The organism is Pseudomonas sp. R3.Fl (assembly GCF_023516765.1).
GTDB classification, from domain to species: Bacteria; Pseudomonadota; Gammaproteobacteria; order Pseudomonadales; family Pseudomonadaceae; genus Pseudomonas; species Pseudomonas citronellolis.
In genome coordinates this window covers 494206-520978 of the sequence record NZ_JAMGSO010000001.1, presented here as the reverse complement: position 1 = coordinate 520978, position 26773 = coordinate 494206, and the positions used below count along the sequence as shown (strand labels likewise).

Genomic DNA, 26773 nt, shown 5'->3' with positions numbered 1-26773 from the left:
GCACCGAGCAGAACATTGGAGACCCTTGCATGAAGACCATCGACCTTTCCAGCGCCTCGGTGCGCGAACTCAACCAGGCCCTGCACGGCGAGGTGCAGGACCGCGAATGGCTGGTGACCCACCCCGACGGCAAGCACAACCTGGCCGTGGGCATCGACCAGGCGGTGTCCGTGGATATCCAGGGCCACGCCGGCTACTACTGCGCGGGCATGAACCAGAAGGCCAGCGTCACCGTGCACGGCAACGTCGGCGTGGGCGTGGCGGAGAACATGATGTCCGGCAGCGTGCGGGTGAAGGGCAGCGCCTCCCAGGCCGCCGGCGCCACCGCCCACGGCGGGCTGCTGGTGATCGAGGGCGACGCCGGGGCGCGCTGCGGCATCTCCATGAAGGGCGTGGACATCGTGGTCGGCGGCAGCATCGGCCACATGAGCTGCTTCATGGGCCAGGCCGGGCGCCTGGTGGTTTGCGGCGACGCCGGCGACGCCCTGGGCGACTCGCTCTACGAGGTGCGCATCTACGTCAAGGGCGAGGTCAAGTCCCTGGGCTCGGACTGCATCGAGAAGGAAATGCGCGCCGAGCACCTGGCGGAGCTGAAGGAGCTGCTCAACCGCGCCGGCTTCGACGAGGACCCGGCCGCCTTCAGGCGCTACGGCTCGGCCCGCCAGCTGTACAACTTCAAAGTCGACAACGCTTCGGCCTACTGATCGCGCCGCGAGGAGACCCCCATGAGTGAGAAACACACCCCGGTGCTGCGCGAGTCCGCCACCTTCGACCGCCTGACCATCCAGGAAATCCAGCGCGCCGCCGAGACCGGCATCTATGACATCCGCGGCGGCGGCACCAAGCGCAAGCTGCCGCACTTCGACGACCTGCTGCTGCTCGGCGCCAGCGTCTCGCGCTACCCGCTGGAAGGCTACCGCGAGAAGTGCGGCACCGACGTGGTGCTGGGCACCCGCTTCGCCAAGAAGCCGATACACCTGAAGATTCCGGTGACCATCGCCGGCATGAGCTTCGGCGCGCTCTCGGCCAACGCCAAGGAAGCCCTGGGCCGCGGCGCCAGCATCGCCGGCACCAGCACCACCACCGGCGACGGCGGCATGACCCCGGAGGAGCGCGGCCAGTCCCGGCACCTGGTGTACCAGTACCTGCCCTCGCGCTACGGCATGAACCCCGACGACCTGCGCAAGGCCGACGCCATCGAGATCGTCCTGGGGCAGGGCGCCAAGCCCGGTGGCGGCGGCATGCTGCTGGGCATGAAGGTCACCGAGCGCGTCGCCGGCATGCGTACCCTGCCGATCGGCGTCGACCAGCGCAGCGCCTGCCGCCACCCGGACTGGACCGGCCCGGACGACCTGGCGATCAAGATCGCCGAGCTGCGCGAGATCACCGACTGGGAGAAACCCATCTACGTGAAGATCGGCGCCAGCCGCCCGTACTACGACGTCAAGCTGGCGGTGAAGGCCGGCGCCGACGTGATCGTCCTCGACGGCATGCAGGGCGGCACCGCGGCCACCCAGGAAGTGTTCATCGAGCACGTCGGCATCCCCATCCTGCCGGCCATTCCCCAGGCGGTGCAGGCGCTGCAGGAAATGGGCATGCACCGCCAGGTGCAGCTGATCGTCTCCGGCGGCATCCGCAACGGCGCCGACGTGGCCAAGGCCATGGCCCTGGGCGCCGACGCGGTGGCCATCGGCACCGCCGCGCTGGTGGCCCTGGGCGACAACCACCCGCGCCTGGACGAGGAACTGAAGAAGATCGGCTCGGCCGCCGGCTACTACGACGACTGGCAGAACGGCCGCGACCCGGCCGGCATCACCACCCAGGACCCGGAGTTGGCCAAGCGCCTGGATCCGGTGGAAGCCGGCCGCCGCCTGGCCAACTACCTGCGGGTGCTGGTGCTGGAAGCGCAGACCATGGCCCGCGCCTGCGGCAAGTCGCACCTGCACAACCTCGACCCGGAAGACCTGGTGGCCCTGACCGTGGAAGCCGCGGCCATGGCCCGCGTGCCCCTGGCGGGCACCAGCTGGGTGCCGGGGCAGGTGCAGTACTGAGTCACGGCGGGTAGTCCCGAAGGCCGGCGAGCGATCGCCGGCCTTTTTGTTTTTCCGGCAGGGCATCGCGGACGGAGTCCGCTCCGGTTACAGGGAAGCACGGGCGTAGGAGCGGACTCCGTCCGCGATTGGATTTACCGGCCATGCCGGACACCCCGGCGGCACGGCTTCTCGTAGGAGCGAGCTTGCTCGCGAACAGACTCCGCAGCGGGGTTCATTCGCGAGCAAGCTCGCTCCTACGAAGAGCCGCGCGGAGGCGCTTTCGTAGGATGGGTTGAGCTTGCGAAACCCATCCTACGAGAAGCTCTTCGCGGGTCTGCCATATTGCTTGGCAGGAAATTCAAATTCGCACCAAGAAAATGCGCAACCCGCCGGCCGCAACCCTGGCCTGCTCACCACCCCTCCGGAACAAAGCCTTTCCATTCAATCACCTAGCAGAAATTACCGGCCTCCGGCGAGCCTTGGCAGGCCAATTGCTATGCCTCTAGGGAAATAAAGTTGCCCTACAGGAAGGCACTGGCTACGGCCCGGCCACCTGCCCAGGGCGCTCGAAACGCCGGCCCGTGCCCCGACCGCGGGCCGGCCCCGTACCCGTCGGTTGGAGGCAACAGGCAATGATCCGGTTTTCACACGTGAGCCGCAGTATGTTGGGCCTTTCCCTGCTGTTCGGCAGCGTCGCCGCCCTGGCGGACGAGGCGCCGCCGGCGATCAACAGCGGCGACACCGCCTTCGTCGCGCTCTGCTCGCTGGTGGTGCTGCTGATGACCCTGCCGGGCCTGGCGCTGTTCTATGGCGGCATGGCGCGGACCAAGAACGTGCTGTCGATCCTCATGCAAGTGTTCTGCACCGCTTCGCTGATGTCGGTGCTGTTCGCCGTGTACGGCTACAGCCTGACCTTCACCGACGGCGGCGCGCTGCAGTCGGTGGTCGGCGGCCTGGACAAGCTGTTCATGGTCGGCATCACCAAGGACTCGGTGGTCGGCACCATCCCCGAGTACCTGTACTTCCTGTTCATGCTGCTGTTCGCCGCCATCACCCCGGCGATCATCGTCGGCGCCTTCGCCGAGCGCATGAAGTTCGCCGCGGTCATGGTGTTCATGGCGGTGTGGCTGACCATCAACTACATCCCCATGGCGCACATGGCCTGGGGCGGCGGCTGGGTGTTCGACCTGGGCGTGCAGGACTTCGCCGGCGGCAACGTGGTGCACCTCAACGTCGGCATCGCCGCGCTGGTGGGCGCCTGGCTGCTGGGCCGGCGCCGCGGCTTCGGCACCGCCACCCTGGCGCCGCACAACATGACCATGACCCTCACCGGCGGCTCGCTGCTGTGGGTGGGCTGGCTGGGCTTCTGCGGCGGCTGCGCGCTGGCCGCCAGCGGCTTCGCCATGCTGGTGATGGTCAACACCATGCTCGCCAGCTGCGCCGGCGCCCTGGCCTGGATGCTCGTCGAATGGCAGCACAAGGGTAGGCCGAGCCTGTTCGGCGCGGTGTCCGGCGCCATCGCCGGGCTGGTGGCGATCACCCCGGCGTGCGGCTACGTCGGCCCCATGGGCGCCATCCTGCTCGGCCTGATCGCAGGCCCGGTGTGCGTCTGGTCGGTGGACAAGCTCAAGCCGATGATCGGCCTGGACGACGCCTTCGACGTGTTCGGCGTGCACGGCGTGGCCGGCATCCTCGGCGGCCTGCTGACCCCGGTGTTCGCCCTCACTGCCATCGGCGGCCAGGGCTTCCCCGAAGGCCGCGGGCTGTTCGACCAGTTGCTGGTCAATGGCGGCGCCATTCTCTTCAGCATCTGCTTCTCCGGCGTCACCAGCCTGGTCGCCTTCAAGGTGGCCGCGGCGCTGTGCGGCGGGCTGCGCGTGGACGAGGAAGCCGAGGTGGACGGGCTGGACCTCTCCGCCCACGGCGAAGTCGGCTACAAGTACTCCAACTGAGGATGGCCGTCATGAAACTCATCACCGCGATCATCAAACCCTTCCGCCTGGACGACGTGCGCCTGGCGCTGACCGAGGCCGGCGTGCACGGCGTGACCGCCACCGAGGTCAAGGGCTACGGCCGGCAGAAGGGCCATTCGGAGGTGTACCGGGGCGCCGAGTACGTCGTGGAACTGCTGCCCAAGGTGAAGCTGGAGGTGGTGGTCGGCGACGCCCTGTGCCAGGCCGCCGTCGACGCCATCCTCAAGGCGGCGCGCACCGGCAAGATCGGCGACGGCAAGGTGTTCGTCCAGGACCTGGAGAGCATCGTGCGCATCCGCACCGGCGAGCTGGGCGAAGACGCCGTCTGAGCCCCTTGCAAGCACCCAGCGCCGACGCTTTTGCGTCGGCGTTGTTTTTGGCAAAGGAGAAACGACCGATGGCCTGGTTGAACGGCTGGGGCTACCTGGTCCTGGCGGGGCTCTGCGAAGTGCTGTACGCCTCGATCATCCCCCGCACCGAGGGCTTCACCCGGCTGGGGCCGAGCCTCTACTGCGGGGTGTTCCTGGCGCTGAGCATCTACCTGCTGAGCCTGGCGGTGCGGGAGCTGCCGCTGGGGTTGGCGTATGCGGTGTGGGTGGGAATTGGCACGTTGGGTACGGTGGCCTATGGCAGCCTGTTTCTCGGGGAGCCGCTGGGGGCGTTGAAGGCGCTGTGCCTGGTGATGATCGTGGGTGGGATCGTCGGGTTGAAGCTGGTGGGGGGAGGGGCGGTGGTGTAGGGGGACATCGTGGGCGTTGTCCCATTCGTGCCATTGCCATGTAGGAGCGCGCCCTGCGCGCGAAATCGCGGGCAGGGCCCGCTCCTACAGGGGGATGGAGGTGCTGGGGTTGAGAGCGCCCTCTCCCTAACCCTCTCCCTGAAGGGAGAGGGGACCGTTCGGAGTGCGTTGGTGCTTCGGCGTTAGCCGGCTAGCACTGAGATTGCCGGTTGAAACCAGGCCTTCTCTCGGCACGGACTAGCCCCCTCTCCCTTCAGGGAGAGGGCTGGGGAGAGGGGGCGGCGTTCATCTCAAGCACAGCTGCTGCCGGCGAGCACCGTTCGCGAGCAAGCTCGCTCCTACGAAAAGATTGCGCCTGCTGGCTCAGTGCTGCTGCAGCATCGCCTGGATCTGCTGCACCGACTCCTGGGTGCGCCTTGCCAGGTTGCGCACCTCGTCGGCGACCACGGCGAAGCCGCGGCCCTGTTCGCCGGCGCGGGCGGCTTCGATGGCGGCGTTCAGGGCCAGCAGGTTGGTCTGCTCGGCTATGCCGCGGATCACCCCGGCCACCTGGGCGATCTGCCCGTAGGTGGTCTGGATGTTCGCCTGCTCGCGCTCGTGCAGGGCGGCGGCGGCTTTTTCGTCGCTGATCTCGCGCACCGCGCCGGTCACGTACAGCAGGCGGCCGCGGTTGTCGCGCAGGCAGCGGCCGCGTTCGCGGAACCAGACTTCGCCGCGGCTCTTGTGGCGCATGCGGTATTCCACCGCGTAGGAGCCGTCGCCGTTGCTGTCGGCCATGGCGGCGTTGAAGGTCTGCATGACCGTCTTCAGGTCGTCCGGGTTGACCACGCCGAAGTAGCTGTCCCAGCCGTCGGGGAATTCCTCGCGCCGGTAGCCGACCAGCTCGCGGAACTGCTCGGACCAGCGGATCAGGTTGTGCGGGTGGTCGGGGTCGCCGTTGACCACGTTCATCGCCCAGCAGCCCTCGGTGAGGGTGCGCTGGGTCAGTTCCCAGACCTGGCGCTCCTCCTGCCATTGCCGGCGTTCGGTCTCCAGCTCGCCGAGCTGGCGCTGCTGTTGTTCCAGCTCGTCGCGCAGTTGCTGGTTCTGCTGCTCGGCCTGGGCCAGGCGCCGTGTCAGTTCGGCGTATTCCCCGGCGCTGCAGGGCGCTGGCGGCTGCCGTTCGGCGTGCTGGCGGAAGCTCAGCAGCTCCTGCCAGCCACGCTGCAGGCGTTCCAGGCTGGCGCGCAGGCGCGGCTCGCAGTGCCGCGGCGGCGCCGTGTCCGGTTCGCTGGAAAGCTGGTCGAGCCACTGGCCGAGCTCCTCGGCCAGGTTGCGGGATGCCTTGCTGAACCACATCGGCCGTTCCTCCTTGGTCTGCGAGCGACGCGTTGCCTACACACTGCAAAAGCCACTCCAGAAAGCGCCTCAGGCGCGCACACGGCTCTTCTGCGGGTCGTAGGCCACGGTGCCGGCGGCCACCTGCGCGCGGATGCGCTTCTGCTGGCCGTCGAGCTTGCCGACCTCCACCGCCGTGCCCGGCTCGCAGTAGCCCACGTCCAGGCGGCACAGGGCGATGTTCCTGCCCAGCAGCGGCGAGCGGGTGGCGCTGGTGACGACGCCGACCTGGGCGCGGCCGACGTGCACGCAGTCGCCGTGCGCGGCCGGCTCGTTGCCTTCCAGTTCCAGCCCCACCAGGCGGCGTTGCGGGTTGGCGCTGCGCCTTAGCAGGGCATCCTTGCCGATGAAGTCGGCCTGCTTGCTCTTCAGCGGCACGCAGAAGCCGATGCCGGCCTCGAAGGGGTCGGTCTGGTCGTCGAACTCGTAGCCGGCGAACACCAGCCCGGCCTCGATGCGCAGCATGTCCAGCGCGTGCAGGCCCAGGGGCACCAGGCCCAGGGGTTCGCCCAGCTGCCACAGGCGCTGCCACACGGCCATGGCGTCGCTCGGGTGGCACCACAGCTCGTAGCCCAGCTCGCCGGTGTAGCCGGTGCGCGAGACCATCAGCGGCGCGCCGTTGTAGTCGTCGAGGCGGCCAGTGAGGAAGCGGAACCAGCCCAGGTCCTCCAGCTGCGGCTGGGTGCCCGGCGTCCAGACCATGCCCTTGAGCAGTTCGCGGGCCAGCGGGCCCTGCACGGCGATGTTGTGGATCTGCTCGGAGGCGCTCTTGACCCACACCTTCATGCCCAGCTTCTGCGCCTGCTCGCGCAGCCAGTCGCCGGCGTAGTCCTCGCCGCCGATCCAGCGGAAGGCGTCCGGCCCCAGGCGCAGCAGGGTGCCGTCGTCGAGCATGCCGCCGTGTTCGTAGCACATGGCCGAGTACACCACCTGGCCGACCGCCAGCTTGCGCACGTCGCGGGTCAGGCAGTAGTCCAGCAGGGCCTCGGCGTCCGGGCCCAGCACCTCGAACTTGCGCAGGGCGGAGAGGTCCATCACCGCGACTTTCCCGCGGCAGCCGTGGTATTCCTCGATGGCGCCGTAGCCGTCGAAATGCGTCGGCGTCCAGAAGCCGCGGTAGTCGACGAACTGTCGGGTGAGGGCGGCGGTGCCGGGGTGGAAGCCGCTTTCGCGGGTCAGTTGCGGGTCGGCGTCGGGCGTCTTGCGGTTGGCCATGGCGATACTGAAACGCTCCTTTTCGCTGTACACGCGGACGTGGATGTCGGTGGGCTGCCAGCCGTTGGCCGGGTCGATGTCGTCGGGGCAGGAACTGCTGGCGCAGACCAGGTCGGTGAGGGCGCGCAGCAGCACGTAGTCGCCGGGGCGCGACCAGGGTTCGTCGAGGGTCAGCTGCTGGTGCGCGTCGACCCCGGTGTTGAAGAAGAAGTTGATCGCCGGCCAGCCGGCGCGGCCGCGCACGCCATGGCTGGCGAGGGCGCGGCTGAGGTTGTCGCTGCAGTTGGCGTGGCCGAAGTAGCCCTGGGCCTCGTAGTAGCGCGCGGTGCAGGCCAGGGCGAAGGTGTCGTGGCGGCCCACGGTGTCGCGCACCACCTCCAGCATCGGCTGCAGGTCGCGGTCGTAGAAGCGGCTGTACAGGCCCGGGCCGGGGTAGGCGTTGCCGTTGAGGGTGCGGGTGACGGTGGGGTCGAGGTCGATCTCGCGGCCTGCCTCCAGGCCGCGGCGGTCGAAGGCGACGAAGTCCGAGCACTGGCGGCCGGCGACGTCTAGCACCTGGACGTACTGCCCGGCGGCGACCGTATAGGCGTTGGCACTGCCGGGCCGGATGGTGAATTCGTCCAGCACCTCGCCCAGCGGCGCCGGCAGCGGCGGGGCGAGCAACTGGCGCGGGTTGGCGCGGTGCACCAGCAGGCGCAGCTCGCTGGCCCGCGCCTGGCTGTCTACCGGCGTGGGGCCGCCGGGCGCGGCGACTATCACCAGCAGCGCCGCGCCGGCGTCGAGGGTGCGGCTGAAGCCGGCCGGCGTGCCGCCTTCCCACAGCCGCGCGGCGCTCGGCAGGTGGCGGCAGTCGATGCCGCGCCGGGCCAGGCCGGCGCTGACGTGGGCGGCCTCGCGGCTGCCGTCGTGCAGCAGGTGGTGGATGAAGTCGGTGCCGGGGCTGGGCGCCAGGCCGAGGTCGGCCAGGGCCGGGCGGCCGTCGGCGGCGAAGGCCAGCAGTTCGGCGCCCTGGTCGCCTTCCAGGTCGACGACCTGCAGCCGGTCGCCGGCTTCCAGGGCCAGCACGGTCAGGCCGCCGGGGGCGACGCGATGGCGCTCCAGCGCCGGGGCGCGGGCGAACAGGGCCGGCTCGAAGGGCCGGCTCGTCACGGGCAGGTTCATTCTCGTGCTCCACGCAAGGCGGGGCGGCGGGGCCGCCCCGGGAGAAGGCTCAGAGGGCTTTCCTGAGCTGGTCCACCGGCTGGTCGGCCAGGTAGGCCTCCAGCGAATCGTCCAGGGCCTGCAGCCAGGGCGTGTGGTGCGGCGTGGCGAGGGTGCCGGTGATCAGCGAGCGGTGGCACTTGTCGCGGTAGCCCATGATGTTTTCGTACTTGTCCTGCTTCCATTGCAGGAAGGTGTTGTTCACCTCGGCGATGTCGAAGCTGGGGTAGTCGGTGGCCTCGATCAGCTGGCGGATGTACTCGCCCTGGAACTCGAACATCTGCCGGGCGTTCTCCAGGGTTTCCTCCTCCTGGCGCCAGGCCAGGTCCTCGGCGCGCATCAGCGCCGGGCTCGGCAGGGCGATGCGCCCGAGGATCACGTCGCGGGCGTACCAGGCCTGGGCGTCGAACATGTTGAAGCTGTACCACTGGTCCTGCATGCCGAGGTAGACCAGCCGCGGGTTCTGTTCCCAGAACACGCCCTTGTAGAGGTTCAGCGGCCACAGGCGGTTGTCGGTCTTCAGCCGCAGCTCCTCGGGCAGGAAGGGGAAGTGGTGCTTGTAGCCGGTGCACAGGATGATGGCGTCGACGCGCTTGCTGCTGCCGTCGGCGAAGAAGGCGGTGCTGCCCTTGACCTGGGTGAGCAGCGGTTTCTCTTCCCAGTTCTCCGGCCACTTGTAGCCCATGGGCGCGCTGCGGTAGCAGCTGGTGATGCTGCGCGCGCCGTACTTGAAGCACTGCGAGCCGATGTCCTCGGCCGAGTAGCTGCCGCCGACGATGAGCACGTCCTTGCCCTGGAATTCCAGGGCGTCGCGGAAGTCGTGGGCGTGCAGCACGCGCCCGGCGAAGCTCTCGAAGCCGTCGAAGTAGGGCACGTTGGGCGTGGAGAAGTGGCCGCTGGCGACCACCACGTAGTCGAAGGTTTCGCTGTAGGTGCGGTCGTCGTCGTAGCTGTGGGCGGTGACTTCGAAGGTGCCGCCGGCCTCGTCCCAGGTGACGTTGCGCACCGTGGTGTTGAAGCGGATGTAGGGGCGCACGCCGGCCTTGACCACGCGGCCCTTGATGTAGTCCCAGAGCACCTCGCGCGGCGGGTAGGAGCCCATGGGCCGGCCGAAGTGCTCGTCGAAGCTGTAGTCGGCGAACTCCAGGCATTCCTTCGGCCCGTTGGACCAGAGGTAGCGGTACATGCTGCCGTGCACCGGCTCGCCGTGCTCGTCCAGGCCGGTGCGCCAGGTGTAGTTCCACATGCCGCCCCAGTCGGCCTGCTTCTCGAAGCAGACCAGTTCGGGGATGTCGGCGCCCTTGTCGCGCGCCGACTGGAAGGCCCGCAGCTGGGCCAGGCCGCTGGGGCCGGCGCCGATGATGGCGACTCTTTGCTTCATGTCCGGTGCTCCACGTTCGTAGTTGTCAGGAGAAGATCACGGTCTTGTCGCGGTTGATGAACACGCGGTGTTGCAGGTGGTACTTGAGCGCCCGCGACAGGGCCACGGTCTCGGTGTCGCGGCCGATGGCGACCAGCGCCTCGGGGCTGTAGGCGTGGTCCACGCGCTGCACTTCCTGCTCGATGATCGGGCCCTCGTCGAGATCGGAGGTCACGTAATGCGCGGTGGCGCCGATCAGCTTCACGCCGCGCTCGTAGGCCTGGTGGTAGGGCTTGGCGCCCTTGAAGCCGGGGAGGAACGAGTGGTGGATGTTGATGGCCTTGCCGGAGAGCTGTTTGCAGAGGTCGTCGGAGAGAATCTGCATGTAGCGGGCGAGCACCACCAGTTCGGTGCCGGTCTCGGCGACTATCTTCAGCAGCTCGGCTTCCTGCTGGGCCTTGGTGTCCCTGGTGACCGGCAGGTAGATGAAGCGGATGCCTTCGCGCTCGGCCATGGGGCGCAGGTCGAGGTGGTTGGAGACGATGGCGGTGATCTGCATCTCCAGCTCACCCTTGGCGTGGCGGTACAGCAGGTCGGCCAGGCAATGGTCGAACTTGCTGACCATCAGCAGCACGCGCATCGGCCGCTGGCCGTCGAACAGCTGCCAGTGCATGTCGAAGGGCACGGCGACGTCCTCGAAGCCGTCGCGCAGGGCCTGGATGTCGCCCTTGGCGTCGGCGTCGAAGCGGAACACGGCGCGCATGAAGAAGCGCCCGGTGATCTCGTCGTCGAACTGCGACAGCTCGCTGATGTAGCACTGCCGCCCGGCCAGGTAGGTGCTGACGGCGGCGACTATCCCGGAACGCGCCGGGCAGTCGATGGTGAGGATGTAGTGGGTGTCCATGTTCGGTCTCGCAGCGGGGTGGAAGGCCGCCCGGCGCGCCGGGCGGGCAGGGCTCAGCCCTTGGCGGTGCGCTTCTTCTTCTCGGGGTCGTCGAAGGGCAGGGTGTGGGCGATGGCGCCGGCCTGCAGGCTGCCGCGCACCTGCAGCGGCACGCCCTGTTCGGCGCAGTCGGTGCTCAGCCGGGCGATGGCCATGGAGCGGCCGGTCAGCCGCGAGTACATGGCGCAGGTGATGAGGCCGACCTCCTGGCCGGCGTGCCACAGGGTGTCGCCGGCCTGGGCGGCCTGCTCGCCGTCGAGCAGCACGCCGAAGATGCGGAAGCGCTCCTGGCCCTTGAGCCGGTAGTGCTCGCCGGCGCCGCGGAAGTCCTGCTTGCCGGGCGATACGGTGAAGTCCAGGCCCAGCTCCCAGAGGCTGTCGCCGGCCTTCTCGTCGGCGAAGGGGTACATCTGCGAGTTGTCGTAGGGGTAGAACAGCAGGTAGCTCTCCACCCGCAGCCAGTCCAGGGCGGTGAAGGCGCAGGGGATGATGCCCAGGTCCTCGCCCTGTTCGAGGATGCCGTCCCAGATGGCCGGGGCGTCGGCGGCCTTGCAGAAGATCTCGTAGCCGCGCTCGCCGGTGTAGCCGGTGCGCGAGATCATCACCGGATGCCCGAACAGCTTGCCCTGCAGGTGGTGGAAGTAGGGCAGCTCGCGGATGCCCGGCACGTGCCTGGCGAGGAAGTCCACCGCCAGCGGGCCCTGCAGCGACAGGTCGTGCAGGTCGTCGTCGAACAGCACCGCCACCTGCCGGCCCTGGGCCGAGCGAATGAGCATCTCGTGGCCGACGCCGGCGCCGTGCACCACCATGAAGGCGTTGGGGCCGGTGCGGTAGACGATGCAGTCGTCGGCGAACTTGCCGTCCTCGTCGAGCATGCAGGCGTACACCGACTTGCCCGGGTAGAGCTTGGAGATGTCGCGGGTGGTGGCCCAGTCCAGCAGGCTCTCGGCGTGGGGGCCGACGTAGTGCACCTTCTTCAGCCCGGACACGTCCATCAGCCCTGCGCGGGTGCGGATCGCCTCGTGGTGGTCGGCGAGGTCGCTGGCGTAGGTCCAGGCGGTGCCCATGCCGTTCCAGTCCTCGAGTTTGGAGCCAAGCGCCAGGTGGCGTTCACGCAGGGCGCTGATGCGCCAGGAATTGGCCATGGGGTAATCCTCTTGTAGTGGGTGGCGGTTCTTCAGGCTTGCGGATCGAACGGCCGCAGCCAGTCGAGCAGGGCGCCGCGGTAGCGGCTCAGGCCCTTGTAGTCGGCGATCGGCTCGGGCAGGTCGCGCAGCACGCGGTACAGGCGCCGGGCCCAGTGCGGCTGGGTGGCCAGCTCGTTCATGCTGATCAGGTAGGTGCGGATGCTGAACATCAGCGCGTGGCTGCGCGGCAGGCGCGCCATCACCTGCAGCTCCACGCGCAGGTGCACCAGCTCACCGGCGTTCTGCGCGGTGACTGTGCCGCGGTCGGCGCCCCACTCGTGGTAGGTCTCCGGCGAGGTGTCCAGGCGCGGGTTGATGGTCATGGTCCAGTTCAGCCGGCGCATCGGCTGGCCCACCTGCAGGTTCAGCAGGTACTTCAGGGCGCGGTCGAACACGCCCATCTGGTGCGCCATGGGCACCGGCGAGTGCCATTGCTTGAAGCTCATGCCGGCGTCGAAGGCCAGCGACCAGTCGGCCGGGCCGGTGACCATGCCGGCGTCCATGAACAGGTCGCCGTCGCGCTGGTCGAGCAGGGCGAAGTCGCCCTGCACCTGGCGGGTGATGTATTCCAGCGGCTCGCAGGGCAGGCTGCTGGCGTCGCCGTAGGTGAAGCGCTGGTGGATGCCCAGCACCAGGTTGCGCCACTCCCACTGCGCGCCCTCGCGGTGCAGTTGGAAGTACTGCGGGTAGTCGGTGGAAAGGCGCTCCATCAGCAGCGCCAGGGCGTCCCAGGCGGCCGGCTGCATGTGCGGCATCACCAGGCAGCGCGTCGGGTCGCGCTGCAGCACCAGGGCGCGCTCGGCCACCTCGGAGCGGTAGTGCTCGTCGATGTCGAACAGGTGCTCGAACACCGAACCCGGCTCGCGCGGCACGGCCGGCTCGATGTTCACCGAGTACTGGTACTGGTCTTCCGGGAAGGGGAACGGGAAGCGGCGGATGGCCTCCGCGCTGTTGGCGAAGCTGAAGGCCTCGCGGTAGCGCTCCACCGGCTTGAGGGTCGTGGGCATCGTGGTTCTCCTAGAGGTCGAGCAGGATCGGGCCGCAGCCGCGGGATACGCAGGGCATCAGGCTGCCGGCGCGTTCGCCGGCGTCGAGGAAGTGGTCGCGGTGTTCCACCTCGCCCTTGAGGTAGCGCGTCTGGCACTGCCCGCAGACCCCGCCGCGGCACAGGCTGGGCACCTCCACGCCGGCGCCTTCCAGGGCTTCGAGCAGGCTCTGCTCGGCGCCCACTTCCAGCTGGCGGCCGCTGCGCGCCAGTTCCACGCGGAACGGCTGGCCCGGTTCCGGCGCGGCGAAGGCTTCCCAGTGCACCCGCGAATCGCTCCAGCCCAGCGCCGCGGCCTGCTCGCGCAGGGCCAGCAGCAGGCGCTGCGGGCCGCAGGCGTAGACGTGGCTGCCCAGCGGGCGGTGGCGCAGCAGCTGGTTGAGGTCCAGCGCGCGCTGGGCGCCGTCGTATTCGTGCAGGCGCTCGCCGAGCAGCTCGCGCAACTCGCCCAGGTAGGCGTCGCTGATCCCGCTGCGGTAGGCGTAGTGCAGTTCGAAATCCGCGCCGCGGCGCAGCAGCTCGCGGCAGTGGGCGAGGAAGGGCGTGATGCCGATGCCGCCGGCCACCAGGATGTGCCGGCGCGCCTCGCCGTGCAGGGCGAACAGGTTGGCCGGGGCGCCGACGCGCAGCCGGTCGCCGACCTGCAGTTGCTCGTGCAGGTAGCGCGAGCCGCCGCGGGACTTTTCCTGGCGGCGCACGGCGATGCGGTAGTGGCTGGCGTCGGCCGGGTCGCCGAGCAGCGAGTAGGCGTTGCGCAGGCCGTTGGGCAGGCACAGCTGCACGTGGCTGCCGGCGGAGAAGCCGGGCAGCGCGCCGTCCACGGCCTCGAAGGTGAATTCGCGGATCACCGGGGTGAGGGCGCGCACGGCGCTCACCCGCACGTCGAAGAAGGCGCTCATGGGCGGGCCTCCGCATAGGGTTGGTCGGCGTCGGCGCACACGCCCAGGTAGGCGCCCAGGCGCTGGGAGAAATGCCGCCGCACTTCCAGGCGCACGCCGCACTGGCGGCAGTCGTGATGGTCGGCGGCGCCGGCGCTCTGCAAGGTGCCGCAGTGCACGCAGTACAGCGTGCGGGCGGCCCCGCCCTGGCGCAGCAGGTGGATCTCGTCGGGGCGCAGGCCGGCCTGGCGGGCCAGGGCATGCAGCGGCCAGAGGAAGGCCTCGTCGCCCCACAGCAGCAGCTGCAGGCCGACGCTGGCGCTGGCCAGGCGTTCCTGCAGGGCGCGCTGGGCGTTCTGCGCGTCGGTGGCCAGCAGTTCCAGTTCGCCGGCGGCCAGCCCGAGGCGGGCGGCCAGGGCGCGGGCCTGGTCGGCGTCGGCCTGTTGCATCACCAGCAGCGCCTGGCCGCCGGCCAGGCGCGGCGGGGCGTCGTAGCGGGGCAGGCTGGGCAGCGGCGGGGCGCTGGCGCAGAGAGCGGTATCGGTCATGGCTTCCTCGCTGGGTGGGTCGCCGCCGTGCCCGATCCTGAGGCGCGGGGCCTTGTGTTGGTGCGCATCCGGGCGCTGGCGGCGGCGAACTTTCGTGTTTCGCGTTGGGGAAAATATTTTCCTGTTGCGAATAACCGCTCAATCCGCAGGAGGTGATATCTCCAAAGGGGTAAGGGCCGCGGGGAGGCCCCGCCGAGGGCATGAAAGTTGCTGCCGCTAGCGCAATTGCGAACGAGGGCTGGGCATGGGCGCACGGCGTGCGGGGTGGCTGGATCGCTGGCGGCAACGATGGCTCGCAGGGGCCGTCGCGTCCGCGCCACGGCGCGCCGAGGCCGAGCTGCTGCGCGGGCTGCTGGAGGAACCGGGCAGCTGGGCGCCGCTGGCGCGCCTGCTCGCCGACCTGGCGGCGGCCCACCCCGCTGCCGCGCCCTGCCTGCTGCTGGACGAGCCCGGCCTGGCGGAGCCGCTGCGCCGTCCGGCGGCCTTCTGCGCCGAGCCCGACTGCCCATTGCGCGACCTGCCGGCCCTGCGCGCCGGCCCCTGCCGGCCCTGCCGGGCGCGTGGCGAGCCAAGGCAGCTGTGGCCGCTGGAGCCGGGCGGCCACGCTGCGCTGGCGCTGCAGGACTTCACCGGCCGCCAGCACCGGGCGCTGCTGGCCTGGCTGCCGCTGCTGGCCGCCAGCGCCCACGGCATCGCCCGCCAGCGCGCGCGGCTGCGCCTGGAGCGCCACGGCCAGGACACCCTGCTGGCCCGCGAACTGCACGACTCGGTGGCCCAGCAGCTGGGCTTCCTGGCCTTCCAGGCGAACCGCCTGCAGGGCCAGTTGCAGCGCCCGCAGCAGGCCGCGCCGCTGCTGGAGGAATTGCGCCACGGCCTGCAGGCGGTGCAGCGCCAGGTCCGCGAGCTGATCGGCAATGCCCGGCTGAGCCTGGACGGGCGCAGCCTGCGCCAGTCGCTGCTGGATTCGGTGGAGGAGTTCGGCCGGCGCAGCACCATCGTCTTCGAGCTGGACAACCGCCTGCCCGACGGCCTGCTCGACGACGAGCAGGCCCTGCAGGTATTGCAGATCGTCCGCGAGGCGCTGGCCAACATCGTCCGCCACTCCCACGCGCGCACCGCGCGCATCGACCTGCGCCTGGCCCGGGACGAGCTGCGGGTGACGGTCGAGGACGACGGCGTCGGCCTGCAGGCCTGCGGCGAGACCGGCCACTTCGGCCTGTCGATCATGCGCGAACGGGCCCTGGCCATTGGCGCCGGCCTGAGCGTGAAGACCATCCCGCCACGGGGCACGCGGGTCGCGTTGCGGCTGCCCGGCGTGGCCCTCGACCCGGAGGAGAAAGCCGATGCACAGCGCCACCTTGCTGCTGATCGATGACCACCCGCTGTTCCGCCGCGGCCTGGCCGAGCTGCTCAGCGAAAGCGGCGAGTTCACCGTGGTCGGCCAGGCCTCCAGCGGCCGCGAGGGCATCAGCCTGGCCTGCCAGCTGAGCCCGGAGCTGATCCTGCTGGACCTGCACATGCCCGGCCTGGGCGGTCTGCAGGTGCTCGACGAGCTGCGCCAGCTGGAGCTGGACAGCCAGGTGATAGTGCTCACCGCCTCGGCCGACCGCGCCGAGCTGGCCGCCGCCCTGCGCCTGGGCGCCGAGGGCTACCTGCTCAAGGACACCGAGCCTGAGGCGCTGCTGGACTACGTGCGCGGCTGCGGCCGCGGCTCGGTGCAGCTGGACGGCAGCCTGGTGGCGCTGCTCGCCGAGCCCGGTCCGGCCGCGCCGCCGGACGAGCTCACCGCCCGCGAGGGCCAGACCCTGGCGCTGATCGCCCAGGGCCTGAGCAACAAGCGCATCGCCCGCGAGCTGGGCATCAGCGACGGCACCGTGAAAATCTACGTGAAGAACCTGCTGCGCAAGTTCCACCTGGGCTCGCGCCTGGAACTGGCCGCCTGGGTCCACCGCGGCGGCGGCCCGCACTGAGGAGGACGGCACATGGCAACCCCTTTCGCCGATGGCCGCGACGACGGCGACCGCTACCCGGTGGCGCTGCTGCGCCTGGACGGCCGCGGCCGCATCCGCCGGGCCAACCGCGCCTGGCGCCTGTTGATGGGCGACAGCGGCCTGGGCGAGGAACTGGCCGCCTGCCTGCACCAGGAGGACCTGCCCGGCTGGCGCGCGGTGCTGCGCCAGGCCCGCCAGGGCGACGGCGCGCGGCAGTGCCTGCGCTTCATCGATGCCCACGGGCGCCTGCGCTGGTTCGACGTGCAGCTGGACGGCGACGCCGAGACGCTCTACCTGTCGCTCAGCGACGCCACCAGCCAGCGCCGCCAGGACGCCCGCCTGGAGGCCAGCCGGCGCGGCGCCGCCAGCCTGCTCGACGGCCTGCCCGGGCTGATCTACCGCGGGCGCAACAACCGCCAGTGGACCATGGAATTCGTCAGCGCCGGCTGCCTGCAGCTCACCGGCTACCCGGCGCACTACCTCACCGACACCTACGAACACAGCTACAGCACGCTGATCCTCGAGGAATACGCCGAATACGTCTGGGCCGGCGTGCAGCAGGCCCTGCTGCGCCGCGAGCCCTACGAGCTGACCTACCGCATCCGCTGCGCCGACGGGCGGATCAAGAACGTCTGGGAAAAGGGCGTGGGCATCTATGCCGACACCGGCGAGGTGCTCGGCATCGAGGGGGCCATCTTCGAGGTGGGAGCACCGCCGCCGACGTGACGATTTCGCCTGCCGCGGGCCCGTACCTGGTCGATACTCAAGCGGTCATGCCGGCGGCCGCCGGCGCGCGCGAGGACGAATGCGATGAGCGAAGACAAGCCTGTGGCGGCGGACGACGCCAGCGCCCTGATCAGCGCGCGGATCGCCGAGCTGGGCGACTGGCGCGGCGAGGTGCTGGCGCGGGTGCGGGCGCTGGTGCGCGAGGCCGAGCCGGAGGTGGTCGAGCAGTGGAAGTGGCGGGGCGTGCCGGTGTGGTCGCGGGGCGGCATCCTCTGCACCGGCGAGACCTACAAGCAGGTGGTGAAGTTGACCTTCGCCAGGGGCGCGGCGCTGGAGGACCCGGCGGGGTTGTTCAATGCCAGCCTCGAAGGTACGACGCGGCGGGCCATCGATATCCATGAGGGCGACGCGCTGGACGAGGCGGCGTTTCGCGCGCTGATCCGCGCGGCCGTGGCGGCGAACCTGGCGAAGCGCCGCGGCTAGCGGCGCGTCAGTGAGTCTTGAGGCCGGCGGCGGCCATGGCCAGGCGGATCGCCTCGGCGGCCAGCAGCACGCTGCCGACGCCGCCCAGCCACAGGGTGAGCAGCCACAGCAGTTGCTTGCGCAGGGGCTGGCTCGGCTGCTGCGGCGCGGGGTTCGGGGTAGGGCTCATGTGGGCTCCGTGGCTGGGTTTCAGTGGCTCATTCGGCCGGGCTTTCGCCGGCGAGGATGGTGCGCGCCTCGGCGAAGCATTTCTCCGCCAGGGCCGAGCGCGGCTCGGTGCGCCGCTGCAGCAGGCCGATGGGGCTGTGGATGCTGGCGCCGGCGATGGGGGTGATGCGCAGGTGCTCGCTGAGGGTTTCCAGGCCGCAGTTCAGCGGCATGATGGCGCAGCACATGCCTTCGCCGATGGCCTGGATCAGCTGGAAGGTGGAGTCGCTCTCCAGCACCGGCAGCGGGTCCATGCCGCGGCTGCGGAAGCTCAGGTCGACGGACTGGCGGTAGTGCATGCCCTTGCTCAGCAGCCCCAGGGGCAGGTCGTTGAGCTTGTCCCACTTGAGCTCGCCGTCCTCGAACTGGAAGTGCCGCACGTCGTGCAGCAGGCCCATGGTGGTGGTGGCCAGTTCCAGCACTTCGAAGTAGGTGGTGTTGACCTGGTCGAGGTAGCAGATGCCCAGGTCCAGCTGGTTGCGGCTGAGGCCGTCGATGATCTGCTCCGAGCTCATCGACGATAGCTGGAACTGCAGCTCCGGGTAGCGCTGGGACAGCGGCTTGAGCACCTGCATCGGGTTGAAGCTGGACAGCGGCACCAGGCCCAGGCGCAGGCTGCCCACCAGTTGCCCGCGGCAGCTGGCGGCCTCGGCCTGCAGGCCGTCGTAGGCGGCCAGCAGGGTGCGGGCCCAGGCCAGGATGCGCTCGCCGGCCTCGGTGAAGCCCTCGAAGCGCTGGCCGCGGGTCACCAGCATCAGGTCCAGCTCGTCTTCGAGATTGCGCAGGCGCATGGACAGCGTGGGCTGGGTGATGTGGCAGAGCGCGGCAGCCTGCCCGAAGTGGCGGGTCTGGTCCAGGGCGATGAGGAACTTGAGCTGCTTGATGTCCATGGGAGCTGCCTGTCGGGTAGTGGGGGCCAAGGCCTGGCCGGCGTCATTTATCAGTATGTAGCCGAACGTGCGGCGCGGCGCCGTCGGTCTTGTCGTGGGAACGCGGATGAGCGGCACGTTACCGGGCGCGGCGGGCGGCGTCCAATCGTTGCTGCCGACCGCCCGATAGGCCGGCCTTATCGCGCCGCGAAAGGTCGCCGGCGCCGATAGAGGGCGTCGATCACCCGGTCTGCCATATCGATTGGACGGGGTAGGGGTTTGTCTCTAGCGTGGCTGCGAGTTCAATTTCGCGGAGACAAGGGCGTGAGCGTCAAACCCAATGCGGAATTCGTTCCGCTGAATATTGCCGTGCTGACCGTCAGCGATACCCGGACCTTCGACAACGACACGTCCGGCGAACTGCTGGCCAGCCGCAGCGTGGAGATCGGCCACCGCCTGGCGGCCCGCGTGCTGCTCAAGGACGACCTCTACAGGATCCGCGCCCAGGTCGCCGCCTGGATCGCCGACGACGACGTCCAGGTGGTGCTGGTGACCGGCGGCACCGGCTTCACCGCCCGCGACAGCACCCCCGAGGCGGTCGCCTGCCTGCTGGACAAGCAGGTCGAGGGCTTCGGCGAGCTGTTCCGCGCCCTCTCGATCCTCGACATCGGCACCTCCACCGTGCAGACCCGCGCCCTGGCCGGCCTGGCCAACGGCACCCTGGTGTGCTGCCTGCCGGGCTCCACCAACGCCTGCCGCACCGCCTGGGAAGGCATCCTCGCCGAACAGCTCGACGCCCGCCACCGCCCCTGCAACTTCGTCGCCCACCTCAAGCCCGGCCAGCGCTGCGAATCGCGGCAGTGAGCCCTCGTCGCCCGGCGCACTCTGCGCCGGGCGCCGCCGTCTTCAGCTGAGGATGCAGTCCACAGGCTCCAGCGGCCGCGGCAGCGCGCGCTCGCCGAGGGCGCCGAGGATGTCGCGCTCGATGACGCGGACCACGGCGTCCAGGGGCAGGTCGTTCTCGTCGCGGCCGAAGGGGTCTTCCAGCTCGTTGCCGATGGCGTCCAGGCCGAAGAAGGTGTAGCTGACGATGGTGGTGAACAGCGGCGCCATCCAGCCCAGCGGCTCGGCCATGGCGAAGGGCAGCAGGATGCAGAAGATGTAGATGGTGCGGTGCAGCAGCAGGGTGTAGGGGAAGGGCAGCGGCGTGCTCTTGATCCGCTCGCACACCGCCTGCGCCTCGCTGAGCCCGACCAGGCGCTGCTCCAGGGTGACGTAGCGCCACTCGCCCAGGGCGTTGCGCCGGGCCTGCGCCGAGCAGGCCGCGCCGATCTGCTGGAGGATGCCGTCGCTGACGTTGTGCAGCGCCACCGGCGCATCGGCCGCCAGCCAGGGCCGCGCCGCCTGCAGTTCGTCCTCGTTGCGCAGCCGCGCGTTGAGCGCGTGGGCATAGCCGCAGAGCGCCCGCAGCAGGCGTTCGCGCAGGGCGGCGTCGGTGATGGCGACGCTTTCTCGGATGAACGAGCGCATCTCGACGACCACCTGGCCCCAGGCCTTGCGGCCCTCCCACCAGCGGTCGTAGCAGGCGTTGTTGCGGAAGCTCATGAAGATCGACAGCGACAGCCCCAGCAGGGTGAAGGGCGTGGCGCTGACCCGCGCGAAGAGTGCCGGATGGCGGCTTTCGACCAGCACGATCAGCGAGGCCAGCAGGGTGACCAGCAGGCTGCGCCAGGCGATGCGTTTGGCGATGGAGCCCTTGAGCGTGAACAGCACGCTGAACACGTTGGGCTGGGGGTGAACGATCATGGTACTTCCGTGGACAGGGGGCGGTCGGCCGCCGGGTTCATGCAGCGTCGCCGGCCGCGCGGCGGTGGCGTTCGCCTTCGCGCCCGGGCATGGCCGGTCGAGGGCTTGCGGCGTATTCGGAGGAGCTGTCTTCACAGCCTTGCGCCGAGGCTAGAGAGACGCCCCGGGAGCGTCAAATCGCTTTTGGTTACCAGCCGATAAGTGTGCTCTATCGGCCTCTTGCGACCAGGCTCCGGGCGCTTTGCCACGGGCTTTTCAGGACGATGGCCGACAGGGGGGGCGTGGTCGGAAGTTCCGCGGATGACGGCGTTCTTTCAATTGCAGCGGGCCCTGGAAAGTTCGCCTGGAATAACGTTTAGCGAACTATCCCGGCGGGACTTTCCCGGCCCGGGAACTGGCAGCGGCGGCTAGTCGCCGGCCAGGCACACGCGGTCGCGGCCCTGTTGCTTGGCCTGGTAGAGCAGGCGGTCGCAGCGGTCGAGCAGCTCGCCCGCTTCGGCGGCGCCGTCGGACAGCCCGCCGCCCAGGCTGATGGTCAGGTGGCAGAGGCGGTCGGGGCGCTTCAGGTGCTCGATGTCCAGTTCCGCCACGCGCTCGCGCAGGCGCTCGGCGACCTGGCGCAGCTCCAGCGGGCTGGCCACCTGCAGGAGGATGACGAATTCCTCGCCGCCGTAGCGGAACACCCGGGCCTGGCCGCTGCGCAGGGTGTCGGCCATGCAGTTCGCCACCTCGCACAGGCAGCGGTCGCCGGCGGGGTGGCCGTAGTGGTCGTTGAACGGCTTGAAGTAGTCGATGTCGGCCAGCAGCAGGGCGAAGGGCCGGCCGTGGCTGCGCATCTGCCGCCAGCTCTGTTCCAGGTGCAGGTCGAAGGCGCGGCGGTTGCCCACGCCGGTCAGCGCGTCGGTGGCGGCCAGGGCCTGCAGGCGCTGGTTCAGCTCGGCCAGTTCGGCGCGCTGGCGCTGGCCTTCCAGGTCGGCGAGGAAGGCCCGGCGCACGCCGTTGATGTTGGTCCAGCTGATGAACAGGCTGAAGGCCAGCACCGGCAGGTAGACCAGGGTGAACACCAGCAGCGCCTTGGGTTCGCCGGCGTGGATCAGCGCCACGTTGCCGAGGATCACCGCCGAGATGGCGATGGAGCAGGCCAGGATGCCGGCGAAGGAATAGCGCACGCCGAGGTTGCCCAGGACGATGAACACCACCGAGGCGTAGAGGAAGGTGGGCACCTCCGGCGAGGCGCTGCGCTTGAGCAGTTCGAACCAGGCGATGGCCGAGACGATGTCGTGCAGCGGCATCAGCAGGTCCATCAGCAGCACGCTGCGGCTGTGGCGGAACACCAGGTAGATGTTCAGCAGGCCGACCAGGCTGAGCGCCCCGCGCAGCAGCAGCGACTGCAGGGCCATGTCCGGGATCAGCGCGGCGTCGGCGAGGACATAGGCGTCGTAGGCCGCCATGGCGATGAAGTTGATCGCCAGCAGGAAGCCGCGGTAGTGCTGCAGCACGTAGGCGCGCAGGGCCGGCTGCAGGTGCGCGGGGATGTGCCGCTCGCTGCTGGCCAGGGGGTGCTCGGGTAAGCTCATGACGCCCGCCTCATCGGGATGCCGCGCGCAGGCCCACGCCAGGCACGCTACTGCAGGAGTGTGTCGGCAACATGTCCGCCGGCTTGAGCGGACGCCGGCCATGCCCGCCGCGCGGCTCACAGCTCATCGAGCATCTCCCGGCCCACCTGCAGCGCGCCCTTGAAGTCCAGGGCCTGGACCAGGTCGTTGAAGCGCAGGAACTGCCGCGGCCAGGCGTGCTGGTGGCGGGCCAGCGCGTCCAGGCGGTCGAGGGCGTCGAGGTTGCCCGACTCCAGCAGGGCGAGGATTTCCCCCACCCGCTCGCGCACCTGCGGGCGGCTGAGCTGCGTGGCCGTGCCCGGGGCCAGGCTGGGCGGTTCGGCGAACAGCGTCTGCAGCTCGGCCAGTGTCACCGCCAGCAATTGACGCAGTTCGTCCACCGGCAGCGCGGCGAGGGCATCGGCCTGCGCCTCGGCCGGGGTGCGCAGCAGCTCGGCTTCCAGGGCCGCGCAGCGCGCGGCCAGGGCACGGGCGCCCATGGTGCCGGCGCTGCCCTTGAGGGTGTGCAGCAGGCCGGCGCTGGCGCTCACGTCGCCGCTGCCGCGCAGGCTGTCGAGGCGCCCCAGCAGCTTGTCCATCTCCGGCTCGAAGCTGCGCAGCACGCGGTGGATCAGCTTCTCGTCGCCGCCGAAGCGGCCCAGCACGCTGTCGCGGCTCTCGACGATGGCGTCCTCCTCCGGCAGCTGCGGCGGCGCTTCGCGGGTGCGCTGCGGCGATTCCAGGTGGGCCAGCAGGCGGTTGACCATGTGCTCCTTGTCGATCGGCTTGGCGATGTGGTCGTTCATCCCCGCCAGCAGGCAGGCCTCGCGGTCGGCCTGGGCGGCGTTGGCGGTCATGGCGAGGATCGGCAGGGCGGCGAAGCGGCCGTCGGCGCGGATCCGCCGGGTGGCCTCCAGGCCGTCGATGTCCGGCATCTGTACGTCCATCAGCACGGCGTCCAGGGGCACGCCGCCGTGGCACACCTGCTCGACGCCTTCCAGGCCGCCCTCGGCCAGCAGCACCTCGGCGCCCTCGCTGGCCAGCAGTTCGGCGGCCACCTGGCGGTTCAGCGCGTTGTCCTCCACCACCAGCAGGCGCCGCCCGGCCAGGCGCCGGGGGCCGGCGGCGGGCGTCGCGGCCGGCTCGGCTGGTTCGCCGGCTAGGGCCTGCTGCACGCTGTCGGCCAGTTGCCGCGGGGTGACCGGCTTGGTCAGGAAGTCGATGAAGGGCGGGGTGTCGCCGTCGCGCACGTCGGCCAGCACCTCGCGGCCGTAGGCGGTGATCATGATGATGGTCGGCGGCGTGTGCGCCCCGGCCTCGCGCTGGATCAGCCGCGCGGCGCGCAGGCCGTCGAGGTCGGGCATGCGCCAGTCCATCAGCACCACGTCGTAGCTCAGGCCCTGGCCTGTGGCCTCGCGGTAGCGCGCCACCGCCTGCATGCCGCCGCTGACCTGGTCGGCCTGCCAGCCCAGGGACTCGCAGGTGCGCAGCAGCAGTTCGGCGGCGCTGGGGTTGTCGTCCACCACCAGCAGCCGCAGCGGCCGGTCGATGACGGCGCAGCCGGCCTTCAGCGGACGCTCGCCGACCACCGCCAGGTCCAGGTCGAACCAGAAGCGGCTGCCGAAGCCCAACTGGCTTTCCACCTGCAACCGGCCGCCCATCAACTCCACCAGGCGCTTGCAGATGAACAGGCCCAGGCCGGTGCCGCCGAAGCGCCGGGTGGTGGAGGCCTCGGCCTGGGTGAAGCTGTCGAAGATGCTCTGCAGCTGCGCCGGGCCGATGCCGATGCCGCTGTCGCGCACGCCGATGCGCAGGCGCAGGCGGTCGCCCTCGCGGCCCAGCTGTTTGACGCTGACCACCACCTGGCCGTGGTCGGTGAACTTGATGGCGTTGCCGGCCAGGTTGATGAGGATCTGCTGCAGGCGCAGGGCGTCGCCCAGCAGGCTGCCGGGCAGGTTGGGGTCGATGTCGAAGAGCATCTCGACGTCCTTGCTGCCGAGGTTGCCGGAGAGCACCACGGCGAGGTCGCGCATCAGCGTCTCCAGCTCGAAGGGGTGTTCCTCCAGCAGCAGCTTGCCGGCCTCGATCTTGGAGTAGTCGAGGATGTCGTTGAGCAGGCCGAGCAGGGCGGTGGCGGCGGAATGGGCCTTGTCGACGTAGTCGCGCTGGCGCGGGTTCAGCTCGGTCTGGCGGGCCAGGAAGAGCATGCCCAGCACGGCGTTCATCGGCGTGCGGATCTCGTGGCTCATGTTGGCCAGGAAGCTGGACTTGGCCGCGTTGGCGGCGTCGGCCTGCTCCTTGGCCTGGCGCAGCGAGGCCTGCATCTCGCGCTCGCGGGTGATGTCCAGGTTGATGCCGGTGACGCGCAGCGGCGTGCCGTCGGCGTCGCGCTCGACGCGGGCGGCGGCCTGGATGTAGCGCACCTGGCCGTCGGGGCGGACGATGCGGAAGGTCGGCTCGTAGTTGCCCTGGCCCTGCACCGCGGAGTTCAGGCTGGCGAGGGTGGCCGGGGCGTCGTCCGGGTGCAGGCGCTCGCGCCAGTGGCCGATGTTCAGGCCGTTGCCGTTGAGTTCCGGCGGCTGCTGGTAGAGCTCGAACATGCGCTCGTTCCAGTGCAGGGTGTCGTCGGCCGGGCGCCACCACCAGATGCCCAGACCGGCCGCCTCGGCGGCCAGGGCCAGTTGGTCGTGGGCCAGGCGCAGGCGGTCCTCGGCGGCCTTGCGCTCGGTGATGTCGACGGCGATGCCCAGGTAGCCGCTGACCTGGCCGGCCTCGTCGCGCATGGCGGTGACCACCAGGCTCATCGGCACGCGGCTGCCGTCCTTGCGCAGGTAGGTCCATTCGCGGGTCTCGGCGCCTTCGTCCTCGGCCTTCTGCACCAGGGCGCGGAAGCCCGGCACCGGGCGGCCGTATTCCTCGCTCAGCTGGACGGCGCGGGCGGCCACTTCGTCCTCCGGGTGCAGGCGTTGCGGGGTGGCCTGGCCGACCAGTTCCTCGGCGCGGTAGCCCAGCAGGCGCTCGGCGCCGCGGTTGAAGATGCGGATGATGCCGCCGGCGTCGGTGGCGATGATCGACACTTCCGAGGCCGAATGCAGCACGCCGGTCAGCAGGCGGTTGGCCGCGGCGAGTTCGGCGGTGCGCTCGGCCACCTGGCGCTCCAGGCCGCTGTTGAGCTCGTGGATGCGCGCCTCGGCGGCCTTCTGCGCGGAGATGTCGCGCACCGTGGTCGAGGTGCCCACCACTTCGCCATGGGGGCCGAGGATGGGCGAGGCGCTCAGCGACACGTCGATCAGCCGGCCGTCCTTGTGCCGGCGCTGGGTGTCGAAGGGCGGCAGGCGCTCGCCCTGGGCCACGCGGCGCAGCAGCGGTTCCTCTTCGACCACCCGTTCGGCGGGCACCAGCAGCCCGTTGGCCTGGCGCCCGAGGACTTCCTCGGCGGCGTAGCCGAGCAGCTTCTGCGCGCCGGCGTTCCAGCTGGTGATCTCGCCCTGCAGGTTCTTGCCGGCGATGGCGTCGGCGGAGGACTCGACGATCGCCGCCAGCCGCGCCTGCTGCTCCAGCACCTGGGCGCGACGCTGGCGGCTGACCGCGGTGGCCGCGAGCAGGGCGGCCAGCAGCAGGCTGCCCAGGCAGCCGGCGCCGAACACCAGGGGCGGGGAGAGCGGGTGCAGGCGCTGGACGAACGCCGGGTGGGCGCTGAAGTCGATCTGCCAGCGGCGGCCGAACACGTCGCGCTGCAGGCTCTGCGGGTACAGCCGCGGTGCCTTGGAGTCGTCGGCGCTGCTGTAGAAGGTGTCGCCGGGCTCGCCGTCGGTCACGTCGGCGAGCTGGAAGTGCACGGCGGCGTCGTCCAGGCGCAGGTCGTCGAGCACCTCGCCCATCAGCAGCGGCGCGTAGCTCAGGCCGATGGCCTGGGCCTCGCGCTGTTCGATGCTGGCCGGGGTGACGCCGCCGCGGTAGATGGGCAGCAGCATCAGGAAGGACTGCTGGGATGCGCCGGAAGCCTGCACCAGGGTGATGGGCGCGGAGAGCCGCGGCAGCCCGGTGCGCAGCGCCGCCTGGGCGGCCTGCTGGCGGCGCGGCTCGGAGGCCACGTCCAGGCCGATGGCGGCCAGGTTGGGCTGTTCCGGTTCGATGTACTGGATGACGTAGCGCTCGCCGGGGTTGGGCCTCACCTCGTGCACGGCGAAGTCCGGCCGGCCTTCGGCGCGGGCGTTGCGCAGGAAGTCGTCGAGCGCCCCGGCCGGCACCCGGCGGACGAAGCCGAAGCCGCGGGCGCCGGGAAACTCCCGGGCGACGTCGCGGGTCTGGCTGTAGCGGTGGAAGACCTCGCGGCTGATGTGCGCCTCGCCGGCGGTCAGCACCGCGCCGCGGGCGCCGCGCAGGCCGTACTGGTACAGCTCGATGCGCGCCAGCACGGTGTCGGCCAGGCGGTTGGCCTCCTGGGCCACGGCGGCGCGCGCCTGCTGTTCGTTGCCGCGCTGCACCAGGGCGGCGCCGAGGGCCGAGCAGAGCACGCCCAGGGCCAGGACGGCCCAGGACCAGCGGTTGAACCTGAGGTTGCCCGGTGTCGTCTTCACCCGATCCTTCCCGTTGCG

The 26773-nt window shown here is 70.3% G+C and carries 22 protein-coding genes and 1 pseudogene; 10 read left to right on the top strand and 13 right to left on the bottom strand.

Annotated elements, in window-relative coordinates; all coding sequences use genetic code 11:
• Positions 1 to 29 precede the first annotated feature (29 nt).
• From M8R19_RS02055 to M8R19_RS02035, 5 genes are all read left to right on the top strand, one after another.
• Complete coding sequence (locus tag M8R19_RS02055; protein WP_074978498.1) at positions 30 to 704, top strand: GltB/FmdC/FwdC-like GXGXG domain-containing protein; 675 nt, start codon at positions 30 to 32, stop codon at positions 702 to 704.
• Between the two features lie 21 nt (positions 705 to 725).
• The gene (locus M8R19_RS02050; RefSeq protein WP_074978500.1) at positions 726 to 2051 is read left to right on the top strand and encodes an FMN-binding glutamate synthase family protein; all 1326 of its coding nucleotides are present in this window, start codon (positions 726 to 728) and stop codon (positions 2049 to 2051) included.
• Positions 2052 to 2665: 614 nt separating this feature from the next.
• Positions 2666 to 3985 (top strand): ammonium transporter, encoded by a 1320-nt coding sequence (locus tag M8R19_RS02045; RefSeq protein ID WP_043313395.1) that lies wholly within the window; start codon positions 2666 to 2668, stop codon positions 3983 to 3985.
• A gap of 11 nt (positions 3986 to 3996) precedes the next feature.
• Positions 3997 to 4335 (top strand): P-II family nitrogen regulator, encoded by a 339-nt coding sequence (locus tag M8R19_RS02040; RefSeq protein ID WP_009622545.1) that lies wholly within the window; start codon positions 3997 to 3999, stop codon positions 4333 to 4335.
• Between the two features lie 68 nt (positions 4336 to 4403).
• Positions 4404 to 4745 carry a DMT family transporter gene (locus M8R19_RS02035; RefSeq protein ID WP_249916869.1) on the top strand — a complete coding sequence of 114 codons (342 nt, stop codon included), beginning with the start codon at positions 4404 to 4406 and terminating at the stop codon, positions 4743 to 4745.
• Positions 4746 to 5114: 369 nt separating this feature from the next.
• Here the strand turns inward: M8R19_RS02035 and M8R19_RS33370 are convergent.
• The 8 genes and pseudogenes from M8R19_RS33370 to M8R19_RS01990 form a co-directional block, all read right to left on the bottom strand.
• Positions 5115 to 5696, bottom strand: a pseudogene (locus M8R19_RS33370) (methyl-accepting chemotaxis protein); the annotation flags it as partial.
• A gap of 456 nt (positions 5697 to 6152) precedes the next feature.
• The gene (locus M8R19_RS02020) at positions 6153 to 8498 is read right to left on the bottom strand and encodes a trimethylamine N-oxide demethylase (RefSeq protein WP_249916868.1); all 2346 of its coding nucleotides are present in this window, start codon (positions 8496 to 8498) and stop codon (positions 6153 to 6155) included.
• A 49-nt stretch (positions 8499 to 8547) separates the two neighbouring features.
• Entirely contained in the window at positions 8548 to 9918 is a 1371-nt protein-coding gene (locus tag M8R19_RS02015) for a trimethylamine monooxygenase (protein WP_249916867.1), read from the bottom strand.
• A 25-nt stretch (positions 9919 to 9943) separates the two neighbouring features.
• Positions 9944 to 10801 (bottom strand): formyltetrahydrofolate deformylase, encoded by an 858-nt coding sequence (gene purU, locus M8R19_RS02010; protein ID WP_043313401.1) that lies wholly within the window; start codon positions 10799 to 10801, stop codon positions 9944 to 9946.
• A gap of 53 nt (positions 10802 to 10854) precedes the next feature.
• Complete coding sequence (locus tag M8R19_RS02005; protein ID WP_249916866.1) at positions 10855 to 11985, bottom strand: aminomethyl transferase family protein; 1131 nt, start codon at positions 11983 to 11985, stop codon at positions 10855 to 10857.
• Between the two features lie 32 nt (positions 11986 to 12017).
• A complete protein-coding gene (locus M8R19_RS02000) occupies positions 12018 to 13034 on the bottom strand; it encodes a heme-dependent oxidative N-demethylase family protein (protein WP_249916865.1) in 1017 nt (338 codons plus the stop codon).
• Between the two features lie 10 nt (positions 13035 to 13044).
• On the bottom strand, positions 13045 to 13971 hold the full coding sequence (locus M8R19_RS01995; protein WP_249916864.1) for a PDR/VanB family oxidoreductase: 927 nt from the start codon (positions 13969 to 13971) through the stop codon (positions 13045 to 13047).
• Positions 13968 to 14498 carry a dimethylamine monooxygenase subunit DmmA family protein gene (locus tag M8R19_RS01990; protein ID WP_249916863.1) on the bottom strand — a complete coding sequence of 177 codons (531 nt, stop codon included), beginning with the start codon at positions 14496 to 14498 and terminating at the stop codon, positions 13968 to 13970. Before M8R19_RS01990 ends, M8R19_RS01995 begins: the two co-directional genes overlap by 4 nt.
• Before the next feature lie 244 nt (positions 14499 to 14742).
• Here M8R19_RS01990 and M8R19_RS01985 point away from each other — a divergent pair, with 244 nt between their 5' ends.
• The 4 genes from M8R19_RS01985 (at position 14743) to M8R19_RS01970 (ending at position 17698) form a co-directional block, all read left to right on the top strand.
• Positions 14743 to 15873, top strand: coding sequence for a sensor histidine kinase (locus tag M8R19_RS01985; protein WP_249916862.1), 1131 nt, complete (start codon positions 14743 to 14745; stop codon positions 15871 to 15873).
• Complete coding sequence (locus tag M8R19_RS01980; RefSeq protein WP_009622532.1) at positions 15842 to 16468, top strand: response regulator; 627 nt, start codon at positions 15842 to 15844, stop codon at positions 16466 to 16468. Before M8R19_RS01985 ends, M8R19_RS01980 begins: the two co-directional genes overlap by 32 nt.
• A 12-nt stretch (positions 16469 to 16480) precedes the next feature.
• Complete coding sequence (locus M8R19_RS01975; protein WP_009622530.1) at positions 16481 to 17215, top strand: PAS domain-containing protein; 735 nt, start codon at positions 16481 to 16483, stop codon at positions 17213 to 17215.
• A gap of 84 nt (positions 17216 to 17299) precedes the next feature.
• Positions 17300 to 17698: a DUF1801 domain-containing protein gene (locus M8R19_RS01970; RefSeq protein WP_249916861.1), complete on the top strand. Its 399-nt coding sequence runs from the start codon at positions 17300 to 17302 to the stop codon at positions 17696 to 17698.
• A 7-nt stretch (positions 17699 to 17705) separates the two neighbouring features.
• Here the strand turns inward: M8R19_RS01970 and M8R19_RS01965 are convergent, their stop codons facing one another.
• Entirely contained in the window at positions 17706 to 17867 is a 162-nt protein-coding gene (locus M8R19_RS01965) for a DUF2474 family protein (protein WP_116423301.1), read from the bottom strand.
• Positions 17868 to 17895: 28 nt separating this feature from the next.
• Positions 17896 to 18795 (bottom strand): LysR family transcriptional regulator, encoded by a 900-nt coding sequence (locus M8R19_RS01960; protein ID WP_249916860.1) that lies wholly within the window; start codon positions 18793 to 18795, stop codon positions 17896 to 17898.
• 303 nt (positions 18796 to 19098) lie between these two features.
• On the opposite strand from M8R19_RS01960, the gene moaB reads away from it, so the two are divergent.
• Complete coding sequence (moaB, locus tag M8R19_RS01955) at positions 19099 to 19638, top strand: molybdenum cofactor biosynthesis protein B (protein WP_116423302.1); 540 nt, start codon at positions 19099 to 19101, stop codon at positions 19636 to 19638.
• Positions 19639 to 19680: 42 nt separating this feature from the next.
• On the opposite strand, the gene M8R19_RS01950 is transcribed toward moaB, so the two are convergent.
• From M8R19_RS01950 to M8R19_RS01940, 3 genes are all read right to left on the bottom strand, one after another.
• Positions 19681 to 20580 (bottom strand): bestrophin family protein, encoded by a 900-nt coding sequence (locus M8R19_RS01950; protein ID WP_043271761.1) that lies wholly within the window; start codon positions 20578 to 20580, stop codon positions 19681 to 19683.
• Between the two features lie 407 nt (positions 20581 to 20987).
• On the bottom strand, positions 20988 to 22157 hold the full coding sequence (locus M8R19_RS01945; protein WP_249916859.1) for a GGDEF domain-containing protein: 1170 nt from the start codon (positions 22155 to 22157) through the stop codon (positions 20988 to 20990).
• A gap of 116 nt (positions 22158 to 22273) precedes the next feature.
• Positions 22274 to 26755, bottom strand: coding sequence for a PAS domain S-box protein (locus M8R19_RS01940; RefSeq protein ID WP_249916858.1), 4482 nt, complete (start codon positions 26753 to 26755; stop codon positions 22274 to 22276).
• Between the last annotated feature and the right edge of the window lie 18 nt (positions 26756 to 26773).

Bases quoted from the DNA above. Each gene is read 5' to 3' on its own strand.
- purU (WP_043313401.1), bottom strand. From the start codon at position 10,801: ATGGACACCCACTACATCCTCACCATCGACTGCCCGGCGCGTTCCGGG.
- M8R19_RS02040 (WP_009622545.1), top strand. From the start codon at position 3,997: ATGAAACTCATCACCGCGATCATCAAACCCTTCCGCCTGGACGACGTG.
- M8R19_RS01960 (WP_249916860.1), bottom strand. From the start codon at position 18,795: ATGGACATCAAGCAGCTCAAGTTCCTCATCGCCCTGGACCAGACCCGC.
- M8R19_RS01965 (WP_116423301.1), bottom strand. From the start codon at position 17,867: ATGAGCCCTACCCCGAACCCCGCGCCGCAGCAGCCGAGCCAGCCCCTG.
- M8R19_RS02050 (WP_074978500.1), top strand. From the start codon at position 726: ATGAGTGAGAAACACACCCCGGTGCTGCGCGAGTCCGCCACCTTCGAC.
- M8R19_RS01950 (WP_043271761.1), bottom strand. From the start codon at position 20,580: ATGATCGTTCACCCCCAGCCCAACGTGTTCAGCGTGCTGTTCACGCTC.
- M8R19_RS02045 (WP_043313395.1), top strand. From the start codon at position 2,666: ATGATCCGGTTTTCACACGTGAGCCGCAGTATGTTGGGCCTTTCCCTG.
- M8R19_RS02020 (WP_249916868.1), bottom strand. From the start codon at position 8,498: ATGAACCTGCCCGTGACGAGCCGGCCCTTCGAGCCGGCCCTGTTCGCC.
- M8R19_RS02000 (WP_249916865.1), bottom strand. From the start codon at position 13,034: ATGCCCACGACCCTCAAGCCGGTGGAGCGCTACCGCGAGGCCTTCAGC.
- M8R19_RS01985 (WP_249916862.1), top strand. From the start codon at position 14,743: ATGGGCGCACGGCGTGCGGGGTGGCTGGATCGCTGGCGGCAACGATGG.
- M8R19_RS02015 (WP_249916867.1), bottom strand. From the start codon at position 9,918: ATGAAGCAAAGAGTCGCCATCATCGGCGCCGGCCCCAGCGGCCTGGCC.
- M8R19_RS01975 (WP_009622530.1), top strand. From the start codon at position 16,481: ATGGCAACCCCTTTCGCCGATGGCCGCGACGACGGCGACCGCTACCCG.
- M8R19_RS02035 (WP_249916869.1), top strand. From the start codon at position 4,404: ATGGCCTGGTTGAACGGCTGGGGCTACCTGGTCCTGGCGGGGCTCTGC.
- M8R19_RS01980 (WP_009622532.1), top strand. From the start codon at position 15,842: ATGCACAGCGCCACCTTGCTGCTGATCGATGACCACCCGCTGTTCCGC.
- M8R19_RS02055 (WP_074978498.1), top strand. From the start codon at position 30: ATGAAGACCATCGACCTTTCCAGCGCCTCGGTGCGCGAACTCAACCAG.
- M8R19_RS01995 (WP_249916864.1), bottom strand. From the start codon at position 13,971: ATGAGCGCCTTCTTCGACGTGCGGGTGAGCGCCGTGCGCGCCCTCACC.
- M8R19_RS01970 (WP_249916861.1), top strand. From the start codon at position 17,300: ATGAGCGAAGACAAGCCTGTGGCGGCGGACGACGCCAGCGCCCTGATC.
- M8R19_RS01990 (WP_249916863.1), bottom strand. From the start codon at position 14,498: ATGACCGATACCGCTCTCTGCGCCAGCGCCCCGCCGCTGCCCAGCCTG.
- M8R19_RS02005 (WP_249916866.1), bottom strand. From the start codon at position 11,985: ATGGCCAATTCCTGGCGCATCAGCGCCCTGCGTGAACGCCACCTGGCG.
- M8R19_RS01945 (WP_249916859.1), bottom strand. From the start codon at position 22,157: ATGAGCTTACCCGAGCACCCCCTGGCCAGCAGCGAGCGGCACATCCCC.